At 36.6% G+C, this 12,760-nt stretch carries 13 protein-coding genes; 1 reads left to right on the top strand and 12 read right to left on the bottom strand.

The window, feature by feature from the left end; all coding sequences use genetic code 11:
• Positions 1 to 2: 2 nt before the first annotated feature.
• The 12 genes from fdhD to dnaN form a co-directional block, all read right to left on the bottom strand.
• Entirely contained in the window at positions 3 to 797 is a 795-nt protein-coding gene (gene fdhD / locus RRF69_RS00320) for a formate dehydrogenase accessory sulfurtransferase FdhD (protein WP_316940019.1), read from the bottom strand.
• A 79-nt stretch (positions 798 to 876) separates the two neighbouring features.
• Positions 877 to 1,038, bottom strand: a complete 162-nt coding sequence (locus RRF69_RS00315; RefSeq protein WP_316940018.1) for a THUMP-like domain-containing protein — start codon at positions 1,036 to 1,038, stop codon at positions 877 to 879.
• 38 nt (positions 1,039 to 1,076) lie between these two features.
• Positions 1,077 to 2,051: a class I SAM-dependent methyltransferase gene (locus RRF69_RS00310; RefSeq protein WP_316940017.1), complete on the bottom strand. Its 975-nt coding sequence runs from the start codon at positions 2,049 to 2,051 to the stop codon at positions 1,077 to 1,079.
• Positions 2,052 to 2,057: 6 nt separating this feature from the next.
• Positions 2,058 to 3,140 (bottom strand): AI-2E family transporter, encoded by a 1,083-nt coding sequence (locus RRF69_RS00305; RefSeq protein WP_316940016.1) that lies wholly within the window; start codon positions 3,138 to 3,140, stop codon positions 2,058 to 2,060.
• Positions 3,137 to 4,417 (bottom strand): hypothetical protein, encoded by a 1,281-nt coding sequence (locus RRF69_RS00300; protein WP_316940015.1) that lies wholly within the window; start codon positions 4,415 to 4,417, stop codon positions 3,137 to 3,139. Before RRF69_RS00300 ends, RRF69_RS00305 begins: the two co-directional genes overlap by 4 nt.
• A 45-nt stretch (positions 4,418 to 4,462) precedes the next feature.
• Positions 4,463 to 4,729, bottom strand: coding sequence for a hypothetical protein (locus RRF69_RS00295; RefSeq protein ID WP_316940014.1), 267 nt, complete (start codon positions 4,727 to 4,729; stop codon positions 4,463 to 4,465).
• An 11-nt stretch (positions 4,730 to 4,740) separates the two neighbouring features.
• Complete coding sequence (locus tag RRF69_RS00290) at positions 4,741 to 5,124, bottom strand: pyridoxamine 5'-phosphate oxidase family protein (protein WP_316940013.1); 384 nt, start codon at positions 5,122 to 5,124, stop codon at positions 4,741 to 4,743.
• Between the two features lie 45 nt (positions 5,125 to 5,169).
• Positions 5,170 to 6,033: an RluA family pseudouridine synthase gene (locus tag RRF69_RS00285; protein WP_316940011.1), complete on the bottom strand. Its 864-nt coding sequence runs from the start codon at positions 6,031 to 6,033 to the stop codon at positions 5,170 to 5,172.
• On the bottom strand, positions 6,033 to 6,452 hold the full coding sequence (locus tag RRF69_RS00280; RefSeq protein ID WP_316940010.1) for a VOC family protein: 420 nt from the start codon (positions 6,450 to 6,452) through the stop codon (positions 6,033 to 6,035). The genes RRF69_RS00285 and RRF69_RS00280 overlap by 1 nt, the downstream gene beginning before the upstream one ends.
• A 27-nt stretch (positions 6,453 to 6,479) precedes the next feature.
• A complete protein-coding gene (gene ggt / locus RRF69_RS00275; RefSeq protein ID WP_316940009.1) occupies positions 6,480 to 8,162 on the bottom strand; it encodes a gamma-glutamyltransferase in 1,683 nt (560 codons plus the stop codon).
• On the bottom strand, positions 8,162 to 8,764 hold the full coding sequence (locus RRF69_RS00270) for an ACP phosphodiesterase (RefSeq protein WP_316940008.1): 603 nt from the start codon (positions 8,762 to 8,764) through the stop codon (positions 8,162 to 8,164). Before RRF69_RS00270 ends, ggt begins: the two co-directional genes overlap by 1 nt.
• A gap of 140 nt (positions 8,765 to 8,904) precedes the next feature.
• On the bottom strand, positions 8,905 to 10,023 hold the full coding sequence (dnaN, locus tag RRF69_RS00265) for a DNA polymerase III subunit beta (protein WP_316940007.1): 1,119 nt from the start codon (positions 10,021 to 10,023) through the stop codon (positions 8,905 to 8,907).
• Positions 10,024 to 10,200: 177 nt separating this feature from the next.
• Here dnaN and RRF69_RS00260 point away from each other — a divergent pair, with 177 nt between their 5' ends.
• A complete protein-coding gene (locus RRF69_RS00260) occupies positions 10,201 to 12,693 on the top strand; it encodes a PIG-L family deacetylase (protein WP_316940006.1) in 2,493 nt (830 codons plus the stop codon).
• Positions 12,694 to 12,760 lie beyond the last annotated feature (67 nt).

Raw genomic sequence — 12,760 nt, 5'->3', positions numbered from 1 at the left:
GATTACTTTGTCAGATAATTTGGGTTGGCATAGAGGGTCATTTTTTCTCCTCTGGCAAATCCGATTAAACAAATTCCAAATTCTTTAGCAAAGTCAACAGCAAGGGAAGAACAGGCTGATACTGCTACTATGATTGGGATTTTCGCTATAAAGGCCTTGGAAACGATTTCATAAGAAACCCGCCCACTTACCAACATAAAAGTAGCGTCTTGCAATTGATCTTTGAGTAATAAATCCCCCACTACTTTATCCACTGCATTGTGTCGTCCAATATCTTCTTTGATGCTCAAAAGCTCATTCTTTCGGTTGAAAAGTGCAGCGGCATGACTTCCTCCAGAGCTTTTAAATGCCTCTTGATGTTGATGCAAAATTCCAAACATAGCTTGAATGTTTTGAGTTAGGACTGCATCGGGAAGATTGATTTTTTCTCCTGAAACATTCAGATCTTTTAGTTCTTTTTTTCCACAAATTCCGCACGAAGAAACCGAGAGTAAGGTTCGTTTGTTTAGATATCCTTTTCCGAGTTGATCTTTAGGAACGGTAATGTTTACGACGCTTTCAAAGTTATCTTTTTCTTCAACGACTTCAAATATAAAAGGAGTACTTTTTTTGTAAATATCTTCGGCATACAATAAGCCCCTAACAAGTTCTAAGTCGTTGTCTGGTGTTCGCATCACCACTGTATAGGGAGTATTGTTGATGTTGATTTGAAGTGCTGCTTCAATCACTAAGGCGTCCTCCTTTTTGTAATGAGAATTTTGGATGATTTGTAAACCTTGATAATTGAGGATCTGCATCTTTACTGAAATGGATTTACTACAAACTTACTAAAAATGTCCTTGTATTAGTATGAAAATTGGGCAAAGTTCTGGAAGGTTATACTTTTTTACAAAAAAGAACAATGTGCTTGTTATTGCAATCAGTAGTGAAGAATAGGAAATCTGTTCCTCCTTCTTTGATGCGTGTTTCTTTACGAATTTGAGCAACACTTTTTGGGAAATTCCGAATGGTAACGTTTGCTTTTTGATTAGGAAGCAATTTTCTGATTTTCTTTTTGTCATAGGGAATGCAATGCGTTACAGAAAAAGCTCTTCCAGAAAGTAAACCAAGCTGTCGGAGGTATATAAATGCGAATGTTGATGTAATTTTTGAAGCTGAAATTGCTGCCCAACTTCATGAAAACCTCCAGATTTTAAGATGGCAGCATTGGGCTCGTAAACGAATGAGAGGGGTGGGGCATAGCTGGACGTTGTATCGGATTGATGAACGAATTCTATTTTTTGAATTGCTTCTTTTTGAACGTTGACTGCCTCAATCAAGATTTTGCCAACATAGTCTTTTTTCAAAACAAAAAGTAATTCTTTCACCTCGTTATTAAGTGCAAATACCCTTACTTTTTCTACGTTTTTTAAATCATTGATCGTATTACTAATGTCTAATATTGGTGAGGTTTTGATCAGTATTTGCGTAGCTTTTTCAAACAAAAAATCAATTTTTGGGGGTACATAAGGCAAACAATCTTTTAATAAAAAAACCTTTCCTTTGACATCGTCTCTTCGGGAAGGATCGATATAAATACAATCAAATTTTTGATGCACTTGTTTTAAATAGTTCATCCCGTTTCCCGAAAAAAACTCCACATTGTTAATGCCTAATTGTTGATAATTGTGTGCTACAATTTCAGAAAGATCACTATTGATTTCACAATGAACAACCTTTGAAAATAGCTTTGAAAAGTAGAAGGTATCAACTCCAAAACCTCCAGTAAGATCGATGATTGATTTCCCAGAGACTAGTTCTAATTTATAGCGAGCAGCAATTTCTGATGAAGTTTGCTCTATGCTGATTTTCGCAGGATAATAAATAGTATTGTGAGCAAACCAAGTGGGAAGTTTCTTTTCAGCTTTCTGTTTGGCTAGAATCTGATTTGCCAATTCTTGAATTGTAATTTCTGGAAAAGGACTCCCTTTTAAAATTAGATTTGTAATTTCAGAGTCAGTATTTTCTGAAATAAATTGCTGTACTTCTGGATGGAGAATTGCTGGATTCAAAGAAAGTTATAGGTCTTTTGTGAGTGTTTTTACAATATTATTTTCAGATAAAAATTCTTTTAAAATCACTTTCAATGCTGTATACATTGGGACTGCAGTGATCATTCCGGTAATTCCAAATAAAAGACCTCCAATGATGATTACCAAGAAAATTTCTAAAGGATGTGCTTTGGTAGCTTTAGAGAAAATTTTGGGTTGACTTACAAAATTATCAATTATTTGAGCAATGAAATATCCGATCATCACATAGGTAGTTGTGGGTAAAATGACTGTTTGAAAGTCCTGACCGATATTGCTGGTCATTGATAGGATAAACATAATAACAGCACCAATCAATGGTCCAACATAGGGAATCAAATTGAGTAAGGCACACAAAAAAGCAATGACAATAGCATTGTTGATTCCGAAAATCAAGAGGATGATGGTATACAAAATAAAGAGGATGCTGATTTGTAAAATCAAACCGATAAAATAGCGTGAGAGTAAACTGTTAATGGTTTCCAACGAATCGGAAAATCTTCCTTTGGTAGTACTTGGAACTAAAAGAAGAAGTCCATTTTTCAATATTTTACTGTCTTTCATAAAGAAAAACGAAATGAATAAAACCGAAAACAGGCCTACGCTAATCGAACCTACAGCACCAACAACCGAATTTAAGAGGTTTGGAATTTCTTTGAATTGAGTCAGGATGTCCATGTTTTTAATTTCAGAGAGTACATCAATTCCTTTTGAAGAAAAATAGGAATTAATTTGGTTGAAAATATCCTGAATGTTTTTTTGTAAGCTATCTACTTGTAATAAAGACAAACTGTCTCCTTGTTCTGCGATTAAGGGGATAAATAACCCAATCAATCCCGCCAACAAAGCGAGCATAAAGATCATGGTCGTCATCACTGCAATAGAATTTGGAAATCGCAATTTTGTTCTTAAAAATAAGGTCATCGGTCTTGTAATTAAGGATAAGATTCCTGCAATAATGATATAAACGATGACCGATTGAATTTGATAGAGTAAATAGAGAAAAATTCCTATTCCTACTACAATTGCAAGTGCTCTTAAGATCCCGTTTGAAATAATTTTTGCGTTCATTGTCGTGTTCCTTTTACGTTGCCCATGTTCAATATTCTGCCCTTACCAAAAGAATGATTTGTTGGCAATAGCGTACCACTTTCTGTTTTGATCCAATCGTCCCAAGTTGCAGAAATTCCTTCCATCTTCATGGATGGAACATACATTTTAAAACTTTTTGGAAGGTGGTTTTCATCCAAGATCCAAAGATATGCATCTCCTGGAGTTGATCCTCCTGTGGTGTATTTAACATACAAGGCATTTTGTTCATTCTCTTTTCGAATACTTCGTTGAATTCCCTTCTCAAATAATTTATGAGGTCCCACCAGCCAAAAGCTATCATTGTTAAAATAATGCATTGCTTGTGTAATGAGTTCTTCCTTTTTGGATAGGGTGCTTTTTGTGTTGATAAACAAACTGCTTTTTTCAATATCATTGGGATGGAGCACTACCTGTATACTGTCCCATCGTACTGAGACGATATGATCTCTTTTGTTCCAATTATAGAAACGTCTTCCTCCAAAACTCCATTCTAAATGTGTCGTTTCTTGATATGCCTCGTGATGAATGGCTTTTAAAACTTCTTTTGCTAGTTGATCAGCATTTGGATTGTAGGCGGCAATTGCTCCTATAGCTAGTTGCATTCCAAACAATGATAAAGTGTGTGATGTGGGAAGTTGAATTCCAGATTGGGTCATTTTAAGTTGATCCCAAGATGCTTCGATTCCTCCTACTGGAATGATATCAACCCACATTTTAAAAGAAATTGGCATTCCATTTTCATCTAATTTCCATAGATAGGAGTCTCCCGGTGTGGTTCCTCCAGAAGTATAAGTTACTAAAAGAGACGCTTTTCCTTCTTGTTTTACAATTCTTCTTTCGGTCCCTTGATCAAATACTTTGTAAGGGGCTACCAGCCAAAAAGAATCGTTATTAAAGTAAGCAGTTGCCGTTTCAATAAGTTCCGAATCAGTTTCCTTTTTTGTATTGACACTAACACTGCTTTTATGTGGATTTTTGAGGTTTAGGAGTACTTTATTTCCCCCCCATGAAACCAACACACTGTCATTGTTTTTAAACCATTTGTAATGATGTTTATTTCTAAAATTCCATTCCAAAATTTCAGTGGACTTGAAAGCCTCTACGTCCATTGCCTTCAACATTTTTGTAGCCAAAGCATCTGCTTCGATTCCTTGTTCTCCAATTGGAAGTGCTTCGTTTTTTATGGCAAAGAAAATTCCTCCTGCCAAGATCAACAAGAGTAAAAGAGTACCTATGATTTTAAAAAACGATTTCATTTGTCTGGAATTCAGTTAAAGGGCGAATTTAATTCTTTTTTGAAGTTATTTTTTGTTTTCTTCATAATAATCTAGAATGTGTTTGGGAATCTCCATACGTTGAGGCTTTCCTTGATCAGCAACAGGGTATTCAGCAATCTGTTTGATAGGAATTAATCCAGCCCAAATATTCAAATTATAATCTTCGGGTTCGTCAGCCACACCTTCATCTCTAATTTTTGCAGAGGCAGTTTTGATGGTCATTTCGATGACTAAAGTTCGATCGATTTCTTCTTCAGTCATTTCGCGAATTCCATCCCATCGTCCTTTCATAAGATGTTCCATTAAACAGAACAAGGCATCGCTTTTTTCTTTTTTTCTTCAATTTTCTTTGGTGTGCCAAAGAGGGTAGCGGATCGGTAATTCACAGAATGATGAAATCCGGAACGTGCCATAACTAAGGCATCGAGATGCATCACAGTCATACTCATTTCTTTGGCTTTTAGAAGCGAAGTCAGCATTCTGTTGGCATTAGAACCGTGAAGAATAATCCGATTGTCTCTTCTGCCGTATGCCATTGGAAGGCTAATTGCTTTCCCTTCATATACATAGGAAACATAGCCAATAAATCCAGCATCTACAATGCGATGTATTTGTTCAACATCATAACTTGCTCTGTTGGCACCTCTTTGAACCCTGTTTAGTTTTGATTTTTCGTATTCAGCCATTGTGCTCTGTTTTTACAAAATTTCTTCAATGAAAAGATAACGGTTTTATTTGGAGGATATTATTTTTGTAAAGGCTTTTGGGAGCTCTTTTTCAATCCTCATTGGCTCTTTGGTAAAAGGATGTGTAAATTCTAAAATTCCAGCATGTAAATACATGCCTTTCCCAGTTAAAATTAAATTTGGAATTCCATATTGTTGATCTCCTAAAATCGGATTCCCAATGCCTGCCAAATGCTTTCTTAATTGATGTCTTCTCCCTGTGGTTGGATGTAGTTGTACCAGATTCAAAAATTCAAATCTTTTTGAACGTGCCGTTTGTAGAACTTCATATGCTGAGCTTGCATTCTTCTCATCAATGGGGAACTGAATCGTTCCTGCTGGCATCATTTTTCCAATGCAAATCGCAAAATAGGTTTTCTTGATTTTTTTCTGTTCAAAAAGATTGTTCAAAGCAAGAATGCTAGCACTTGTTTTTCCAATAACAAGTAGTCCTGTTGTGGGATAATCAAGGCGATGAACTGGTCTTGGTCGTACTGCATCAAATTGAAGACTCTTTTGGATATTTTGTTGCAAGGCATTGTCTATGGTTTTGAAGGTGTTTCCACTTACTAATATTCCAGCAGGCTTGTTGATGATTGCTAGATATTCATCTTCAAAAACCACTTCTAAAGGCATTTCGAATCGTTTAAAAAGAGGGGAGACTTCGGAAGCAAATAGGGTAATTTTTTCTCCTCCTGTTATGAATTTTGCAGTAGTAGCAAGTTGCTCATCAATAAAGATCAATTCTTTTTTGATGGCTTTTTTGATGGCAGATTTAGTAGGGATGCTGCTAAAAATACCCACGGCATATTCTTGAAACCGAATCGGATTGTCCAATTGTGGAACGATATGGCTTTCTTTGAGTTGCATTAGCTTGCAAATAATTGGTCAATGTTTTTGAAAGCTTTGAACTCTAAAGCATTTTCTTCAGGATCATTAAAAAAAAGGGTTGCTTGTTCTCCTGCCTGTCCTTGAAATCGAAGGGTGGGTTCGATTACAAATTGAGTATTGAGTTTTTTCAATTTTTCTGCTAATAGATGCCAGTCTTCCCAAGTTAAAACCACTCCGAAATGGGGGACAGGGACCTCATGTCCATCGACAGGATTTGATATTTTTTGTGGAATAAAACCTTCTTTTTGATGCAGTACCAATTGATGGCCAAAGAAATTAAAATCGACCCAATGTGTTGCGCATCTTCCTTCTTCACAGCCTAAAACATCTCTGTAGAAGGCTCTGCAGGTTTCTAAATCTTTTACGGGTATGGCCAAATGGAAGGGTTGTGTTTTCATAGAGTTTAAAGTTTTATTATTTTTTGGTTAAAAACCGGCAGCTGCATCATCACCACGTTTGTCTGCACCTCCTTCTAATGTTCCATTTTCTAAAACCAAAATAGCTGCTACTTTTCCAATGACGAGCGATTCGCTTTCAGTGAATTGATAGTTCAAGCTTTTTAACTTCTCAATTACTGTGCTAGAAAAACTATTCGGTTCTAATTGAATTTCATCGGGCAACCATTGGTGGTGAAACCGTGCTGCATTGACAGCTTCTTGCATGCTCATATCAAATTCGTGTACATTTAAAATGGTTTGTAAAACGGAAGTGATAATGGTCGATCCACCAGGGGTTCCTAAAATCATATAGAGTTGTCCGTTTTTTTCAATTATGGTTGGCGTCATCGAGCTCAGCATTCTTTTTTCTGGGGCGATTTCGTTGGCCTTAGCACCCACCAATCCAAACATGTTGGAACTACTAGGTTTGCTGCTAAAATCGTCCATTTCATTGTTTAGAAAAAATCCTAAATCGGAACAATACAATTTGGATCCATAGCCTCCGTTGATGGTGGTGGTCACTGAAATGGCGTTTCCAAACGCATCTACAATAGAATAATGGGTTGTTTCGTCACTTTCGATTATTTGGATGTTTCCGTGCGATACTTCAGAAGAGGGGGTGGCTTTTTCAAAAGAAAAGTTAGCCATTCTTTTTTGGGAATATTCTTTCGAAATCAATGCTTCTTGAGGGATCGAAACAAAATCGGGATCTCCCAAATAGAAACTTCGATCAGCATACGAACGTCTCTCTGCTTCGGTAATTACTTGAATCGCTTTTACAGAATTATGGCCATATTCGTTTAATGGAAAAGGTTCAATTGCATTCATGATCTGTGCCAAACAAATTCCTCCACTCGAAGGAGGAGACATGGAAATGATGTTCAAATCATCATAGGAAAAGCGAATGGGTTTTCTCCACTTTGGTTCGTATTTTTCTAGATCTTCTAGAGTGAGAATACCCCCATTTTCTTGCATGAATTTCACCAAACGTTTTGCCGTTTCTCCTTTGTAAAATTCCTTTGCGCCCTTTTGTTGAATTCGAGTCAGTGTTTCTGCCAATGCCAAATAACGAATGGTATCGTTTTCTTTCCACTCCTTTTGAAACAGTATGGAGTCTTTATTCGCTTCTAAAAATGCAGACTGGTAGTTTGCAATTCTGTGAGCTTGTTTTGAGGTAACCGCGACACCTCTTTTTGCCAAGGCAATTACAGGTGATAAAATTTCTTGAATGCTCAACGTTCCAAATTTCCGATGCACTTCAAAAACCCCCGCAATGGTTCCTGGAACTCCAACCGATAATGCTCCGAGAGTGCTTTTCCCTGGAATGACCTCTTCATTGTGATCCAAGTACATGTTTTTGGATGCTGCTAATGGGGCTTTTTCTCGGTAGTCTAAGGCCCCAATTTCACCATCGTTTTTTCGGTAGACCATGAATCCACCACCTCCAATATTCCCAGCATAGGGATAGGCAACTGCCAATGCCAATTCTGTGGCAACCATGGCATCAAAGGCATTTCCACCCTGTTGTAAAATTGCGACCCCAATTTGAGAGGCTTCTGCTCTGGCGGAAACAATCATCGCGTTTTGGGTCGTCAATCCATGTGTTTTTTTAGGAGGGCTGCAGTGGAGTAGGACTAAAGAGCAACTTAAAAAGAGGAGGAGTTTTTTCATCAGTTAGTTGGGGTATTTTGAATTTCAATTAGTTTTTGATTTGTAAACGCAATCACTTCATGGAAGAAGGAGGTGAAATCGGCTTCAAATTCGACGCTTAGTTCTCTTAGGTCTTCGATGGCCAAGTGCATTTGTGATTTTCCCTGAGTTCTTCTGTTCATTCCGTTCAAAACCTTTTCAATCCCGTCTTCGTGCTGGTAGTTGAACAAGATATTATATTCAATCATATAGCGAATAAATTCTTGTGATTTTGGGGGTAGTTCTGACGATTTGTTATTAAAAAAGTGATGGATTGCTTTGGTGTAGTTTGCTAAAGGAATGGCTGAATACTGTGCCCAATTTTTGGCCAAATAATGATCGAAAAAAATATCGATGATCACTCCGTCATAATGTCTGTATCTTTGGTGCAATCTGCGTTTGCTCTTTCGAACAATGTGATGTGCATCAGTAAAAGTGTCAATTTCGCGATGCAATTGGATGCCTTGTTGAATTTCCTTTGAAAAATGCTCGTACCGATTTCCTCGAATATGATCTGCAATAAAATTACCAATCATCACCTCGGGATTGTTTTGAGAAAGATACAAATGGGCAAGGAAGTTCATAGAAGTAAATGTAAAGAAAAGTAGTTAGTATTAAAGTGTAAAGTTGAAAAGATGTAGGTTCCTATATTTAAATGTTGTGCATACAAAAAAAAGACTGTCTTTTCAGACAGTCTCTTAGATTTCTTTAAAATTTGAATCAGTTAACTATTCAGCATCACTGGCATGACCAACATGGTTACTTGTTCTCCTTCGTCGGTTCCGTCGATAGGCGTTAAGATTCCTGCTCTGTTTGGCAAAGACATTTCGATTAAAACTTCATTAGAATTTAAGTTATTTAACATTTCACTTAAAAAACGAGAGTTAAATCCAATTTGCATGTCATCTCCTTGATAGTCACAGCTCAAACGTTCGTCTGCTTTGTTTGAAAAATCTAAATCTTCTGCAGAAATATTGAGTTCTGTTCCAGCCATTTTCAAACGAATTTGGTGGGTTGTTTTGCTCGAAAAAATTGAAACACGTCTTACAGAGTTTAAAAAAGAAGCTCTGTCAACGGTTAGTTTATTTGGATTCTCCTTAGGAATTACAGCTTCGTAGTTTGGATATTTACCATCAATCAAACGACAAATTAAAACCACATTGTCAAAGGTGAATTTTGCGTTTGCCTCATTGTATTCTATAGTTACCTCATTGTCAGAGCCCCCTAAAACACTTTTCAATAAGTTTAAGGGTTTTTTAGGCATGATGAATTCTGCTGTTTGATCAGCAGTGACATCGGTTCTAGTATATTTTACTAATTTGTGAGCATCAGTGGCAACAAAAGTTAAACCCTGTGTGCTGAATTGAAAAAATACACCACTCATTACAGGGCGCAAATCGTCATTTCCAGCAGCAAAAATTGTTTTTGATATTGCAGTTGCTAAGATATTCGATGGAATGACCGTTTTACTTGGAGAGGGTAAAGAAACCGCTTTTGGAAATTCATCACCACTAAAGTATGCCATGTCATATTTTCCTTGATCTGAACTAATTTCGATGGTATTGTTTCCTTCCGTTTTAAAGGTTAAGGGTTGGTCTGGGAAGGTTTTTAGGGTGTCTAGTAATAAACGTGCAGAAATTGCAATAGAACCATCGCTATCACTTTCTACATCCACCAAAGAACTCATTGTAGTTTCTAGATCTGATGCAGAAACCTTTAACTGGTTTTCAGACAACTCAAATAAGAAATTATCTAAAATGGGTAAAGTATTATTACTATTAATAACGCCGCCCAAAACTTGTAATTGTCTCAATAATTGCGAACTGGATACAATAAATTTCATTGATTATTTTTTCTTAATTAGTCTTACAAATATAATCTTATTATACGGTTATAAAAATTAATTTATTAACAGGTTATCCCCATTTTTTTTCTCTTTTTATAAATGTTATAAAAATGTTAATTGCAATCATTTACTTGATAAAAAAGGTACATTTGTTGAAATGTCCAAACTTGAATTATGCATAAAGACACCTTTTTATCTATAGGACTGCTCTTGATTTCGATGAATCTTTTATCTCAAAAACCAGAGAAACTCACATCCAATCAAATTTTTGAGAAAGTTCAAAAGCTCAACTTTATTGGGACTGCCTTGTATATTGCTGCACATCCTGATGATGAGAACACGCGATTGATTTCGTATTTGTCAAATGAGACAAAAGCTAGAACAGGATATTTATCTCTTACAAGAGGCGATGGTGGTCAGAATTTAATAGGTCCTGAAATTCGAGAGTTGTTAGGTGTTATTCGCACTCAAGAACTTTTGGCTGCTCGTCGAATAGATGGAGGAACTCAGCTATTTACTAGAGCCAACGATTTTGGATATTCTAAGCATCCCGATGAAACTTTACAGATTTGGGACAAAGAACAAGTTCTAAGTGATGTTGTTTGGGCAATTAGAACTTTCAAACCCGATGTCATCATCAACCGATTTGATCACCGAACTCCTGGAACAACCCACGGGCATCATACCAGCTCAGCGATGCTGAGTTATGAGGCTTTTGATTTGGCAGCTAATTCTTCGAAATATCCTGAGCAATTAAAATTCACATCTGTATGGCAACCCCATCGGTTGTTTTTCAATACTTCTTCATGGTTTTATAAGAATCAATCCGATTATCAAAAGGCCACCAAAGGAAAACTTACGTCTTTTGATGTGGGGGTTTTTTATCCGCTAAAAGGATTGTCAAATAACGAATTGGCTTCTGTGGCAAGCAGTCAGCATTTGTCTCAAGGTTTTGGACGTTTGTCTACACGGGGGAGTCAAGATGAGTCTTTAGAATTTTTAAAAGGAACCCCTTTAAAAGATAAGAATGATATATTCTCAGGAATCAATACTACATGGAATCGTCTCAAAAACGGAGGAGAAATTGGAGAAATTTTATATCAAATTGAAGCGGATTTCGATTTCGTTCATCCCTCAACACACCTTCCAGAATTTGTAAAAGCCTATCGTAAAATACAAGAATTAGATGATCAACATTGGGCAAAAATAAAATCTCAACAGATTTTAGAAATTATCGAAGCAACACTTGGCTTGTACCTAGAAGCTTCTGCTGTGAGTTCTTCTGTGATTCCCGACGCTTCCATAGAAGTTGAATTTGAAGTCTTAAACAGAAGCAAATGGTTTCTTGAGTTGGAATCCATTACCTTTCTTCCTTCGGGAAACGTACTTTCTAAAAATACTGCTTTAAAGTCCAATCAAAAAATCAATTTTGCTGCAACCATTGCGACCAATTCGTTAGTCTATTCTGCTCCTTATTGGTTGGTCAATGAAGCTTCTTTGGGAATGTATTCAGTAAAAGATCAGGAACTCAGAGGAAAGCCAGAAACCCCAAGACCTTTGCAAGTTCAGTTCAATTTATTAATCGGAAATGAATCCATATCTATCGTAAAAAACGTAGTCCGAAGAACTTCCGAGAGAGATCAGGGAGAGATTTATGAGCCTTTTGAAATTTTACCTAAAATCACCACCAAACTACACGATAAAGTTCTTCTATTTACAGATGGAAGTACTCAAAAAATAGCCGTAGATGTCCTCGCTGGAGTTGGAAATGTTTCTGGAGAAGTGAAGATTGAAGTTCCTGAAAACTGGAAGGTATCACCTGCGAGTAATGATTTCGTTATTGTGCAGAAAAAAGACAAACAACGGGTCGATTTTTTTGTGACACCGCCGAATGAAGCGTCGGAAGGAACCCTAAAAGTAGTGGCAATTTCCGATGGGGTATCTTATAGAGACGAATTGGTAGAAATCAACTATGATCATATTCCAAAGCAATCTGTATTGTTGAAGTCGGAAGCCAAAGTGGTTCGTTTGAATATTCAAAAAGCAGGAAGTTTTATTGGTTATGTCAAAGGAGCAGGAGATAAAGTGCCTGAAAGTTTACGACAAATTGGCTATACTGTAACACTGATCAATCCTGAAGAAATTCTTCCAGAAAGTTTACAGAAATTCGATGCCATTGTATTGGGGATTAGAGCTTATAATGTGGTGAAAGAATTACAATTTAAACAAAAATATTTGCTGGACTATGTAGAAAATGGTGGCAATATGATTGTGCAATACAATACCAGTAGGAATGTAATTATTGGTGCACCATTTTCTTTATCGTTGTCAAGAGATAGAGTAACCGATGAGACGGCTGAAGTTCGAATTTTAGACGATAATCATTCGCTTTTAAACTTTCCCAATACGATTACTAGTAAAGATTTTGAAGGTTGGGTGCAAGAACGAGGGTTGTATTTTCCAGATTCTTGGAGTGCACAATACACTCCCATCTTATCGATGAATGACAAAGGTGAAACACCTAAAAAGGGCAGTTTATTAATTGCTAAATATGGCAAGGGAAATTATATCTATACAGGATTGAGTTTTTTTAGAGAACTACCTGCAGGCGTTTCTGGAGCTTATAAATTGTTTGCCAATATGTTATCTGTTGGAAAAGAAGAGTAGTTTGTTTTTTTTAAATAATTACTCAGCAATTACACATTACCTAAATTAAAGCAACACATCATGGACC

Source organism: Polaribacter sp. HL-MS24 (assembly GCF_032758595.1).
Classification (GTDB): Bacteria; Bacteroidota; Bacteroidia; order Flavobacteriales; family Flavobacteriaceae; genus Polaribacter.
This window is presented reverse-complemented; position numbering and strand designations above follow the sequence as displayed.

What these genes read in the sequence shown, in the direction of transcription:
- fdhD (WP_316940019.1), bottom strand. Translation starts at nt 797, where the DNA reads ATGCAGATCCTCAATTATCAAGGTTTACAAATCATCCAAAATTCTCAT.
- RRF69_RS00305 (WP_316940016.1), bottom strand. Translation starts at nt 3,140, where the DNA reads ATGAACGCAAAAATTATTTCAAACGGGATCTTAAGAGCACTTGCAATT.
- RRF69_RS00300 (WP_316940015.1), bottom strand. Translation starts at nt 4,417, where the DNA reads ATGAAATCGTTTTTTAAAATCATAGGTACTCTTTTACTCTTGTTGATC.
- RRF69_RS00295 (WP_316940014.1), bottom strand. Translation starts at nt 4,729, where the DNA reads ATGAAAGGACGATGGGATGGAATTCGCGAAATGACTGAAGAAGAAATC.
- RRF69_RS00290 (WP_316940013.1), bottom strand. Translation starts at nt 5,124, where the DNA reads ATGGCTGAATACGAAAAATCAAAACTAAACAGGGTTCAAAGAGGTGCC.
- RRF69_RS00285 (WP_316940011.1), bottom strand. Translation starts at nt 6,033, where the DNA reads ATGCAACTCAAAGAAAGCCATATCGTTCCACAATTGGACAATCCGATT.
- RRF69_RS00280 (WP_316940010.1), bottom strand. Translation starts at nt 6,452, where the DNA reads ATGAAAACACAACCCTTCCATTTGGCCATACCCGTAAAAGATTTAGAA.
- ggt (WP_316940009.1), bottom strand. Translation starts at nt 8,162, where the DNA reads ATGAAAAAACTCCTCCTCTTTTTAAGTTGCTCTTTAGTCCTACTCCAC.
- RRF69_RS00270 (WP_316940008.1), bottom strand. Translation starts at nt 8,764, where the DNA reads ATGAACTTCCTTGCCCATTTGTATCTTTCTCAAAACAATCCCGAGGTG.
- dnaN (WP_316940007.1), bottom strand. Translation starts at nt 10,023, where the DNA reads ATGAAATTTATTGTATCCAGTTCGCAATTATTGAGACAATTACAAGTT.
- RRF69_RS00260 (WP_316940006.1), top strand. Translation starts at nt 10,201, where the DNA reads ATGCATAAAGACACCTTTTTATCTATAGGACTGCTCTTGATTTCGATG.